Annotated in this window: 1 protein-coding gene; it reads left to right on the forward strand. The window is 75.7% G+C overall.

The genetic code is table 11. The features are described 5' to 3' along the window. The first annotated feature begins 396 nt into the window (after positions 1 to 396). The gene (locus tag AAHZ94_RS32630) at positions 397 to 2,322 is read left to right on the forward strand and encodes an N-acetylmuramoyl-L-alanine amidase (RefSeq protein WP_349997324.1); all 1,926 of its coding nucleotides are present in this window, start codon (positions 397 to 399) and stop codon (positions 2,320 to 2,322) included. Positions 2,323 to 2,449 lie beyond the last annotated feature (127 nt).

Here is a 2,449-nt window from a genome sequence, read left to right on the forward strand (position 1 = left end):
GGGGGGGCCGGGGGCGGCGGGGCCCCCCCCCCGGCCGGGGGGGGGGGGGGGGGGGGGGGGGGCCCGGCCCCCCCCCCCCCCCGGGGCGCCGGCCGACGACGGCGGGTGGCGGGCGCCGGCAGATGACGGGCGTACGGATGGGCGCGGGCGCCGGCCGGAGACGGAGTGGCCGGCTCCGTCACCCACTCGCCCGAGCACGATTGACGCGGCACCGAACAGCAGATACCTCGTAAGTGGGTTCAGCCCCATGCCCGTAGGACGCGAGCGCCACCACGCGCTCGTGCCACGGCCCAGTGCGAGGAGGCTGCATTGCCAGGTTTATCGGGTTTCACGCGGAGGCGGGCGAGGACGCGGGGCCGGGGAGGGCGTCGGCGTTGGTCCTCGCCCCGTGCGGCGGTGGTCGCCGCCTCCGTCGCCCTGCTCGTGCCCTTGGTCTCGACGGCTCCCACCGCCACGGCGGAACAGCAGGCGAGCGCCGGCCTTGAGCAGGCGTTCACGGATGCGGCGCGGCAGTACCAGGTCCCGCGCAGCGTCCTGCTCGGCGTCTCCTACCTGGAGTCCCGCTGGGACGGCCACCGCGGCGCGCCCAGCGTGGGCGGCGGCTACGGCCCCATGCACCTGACGGACGCGGTCACCGCGCTCGCCGCCGAGCACCCTTCCCGGCACGGTACGGAGGACCCGCGCGGCGATGACGCGCGTCCCGCGAAGCGGCCCGCCGCCGACCCGCCCCCGCCCACCGTGCGTGCGTTGCCGGCGCGGCTGCGGACCCTGGAGCGCGCCCAGCGCCTGACCGGCCTGCCGGCCCGCGCGCTGCGGGAGGACCCCGCCGCCAACGTGCGCGGGGGCGCGGCCCTCATCGCCGCCGCGCAGAAACGTCTCGGCTTGCCGCTCAGCAGCGATCCGGGACGCTGGTACGCGGCGGTGGCCGACTACTCGGGCGCCACCGACGCGACGTCTGCCGGGGCGTTCGCGGACGAGGTGTACTCGGTGATCCGCTCGGGCGCGAGCCGTACCACCGACTCGGGTGAGCGGGTCGCTCTGGACCGGCACCCGGGGGTGCGGCGGGACACGGCGGCGCTGCGGCGGCTCGCCCTGCCGCCCGGCGACCGGGCCCCGGGCGTCGAATGCCCGCGCGGCCTGTCCTGCGAGTCGGTGCCCGCGCCGTACCAGGAGCTGGGCGAGGACGACTACGGCAACCACGACAAGGCCGACCGGCCCCGCTCGCAGCGGGTCGACTACATCGTTGTGCACGACACGGAGGGCTACTGGGACACCGCGCTGAAGCTGGTGCAGGACCCGACGTACGTGTCGTGGCACTACACGCTGCGCGCCACGGACGGGCACATCGCACAGCACGTGCCAACCAAGGACATCGGCTGGCACGCGGGCAACTGGTACGTCAACGCCAAGTCGGTGGGGCTGGAGCACGAGGGCTTCCTGACGGCGCCGGACGCCTGGTACACGGAGGCGGTGTACCGGGCCTCCGCACGGCTGGCGCGCTATCTGGCGCAGCGGTACGACATTCCGCTGGACCGGCAGCACGTCCTGGGGCACGACAACGTGCCGGGGACGGTGACCTCCACCATCAGGGGCATGCACACCGACCCCGGCCCGTTCTGGGACTGGGCGCACTACTTCCGTCTGCTCGGTGCGCCGCTCGGGCCGACGGCGGGGCCGGGCGGCGGTCTGGTGACCATCAGGCCCGACTACGACCGGCACCGTCCGGACTACACCGACTGCGAGAAGCCGGGGCAGCCGTGCGCGCCGCACGGTTCGGGGGCGGTACGGCTGCACACCGCGCCCTCCGCCGACGCCCCGCTGGTGTCGGACGTCGGGTTGCGCCCGGACGGTTCGCCGTCGACGACCGGGGTCAACGACACCGGTGCCCGCGCCTCCACCGGCCAGCAGTTCGCGGTGGCCGGGCGCGAGGGCGACTGGACGGCGATCTGGTACCTGGGGCAGCGGGCCTGGTTCCACAATCCCGCGCGCCAGCCGACGGCCGTCAACGCCAAGGGGTGGGTGGTGACCCCGCGGCCCGGCCGGGAGGAGGTGCCGGTGTACGGCAGGGCCTATCCGGAGGCCGCGGCCTACCCCGAGGGCGTGCCGGTGCAGGAGGTGTCGCCGCTGCCGTACGCACTGCGCAAGGACCAGCGGTACGCGGTGGGGCTGCGGACCCGTGGCGAGTATCTGTGGGCCACCACCTTCGACCCGGCCGGACACAAGGTGGTGCGGGGCAAGGACGCGTACTACCAGATCCAGTTCGGGCACCGGGTGGCGTTCGTGCGGGCGGCTGATGTGACGGTGCGCCGCTCCGGGCGGTAGCCGCGACGGCGCGCGGCTGTGGCTGCCGCGGCGGCGCGCCGCCGGGTGCGGTCCCGGCCGGGCGTGGTAAACGCCGCGACCGGCGTGCGGCCACCGCGGATGTTCGAGCGCGGAAGGTGCCGCGTGC

Origin of the sequence: Streptomyces sp. HSW2009 (assembly GCF_040240285.1) — a bacterium.
Lineage (GTDB): Bacteria > Actinomycetota > Actinomycetes > Streptomycetales > Streptomycetaceae > Streptomyces.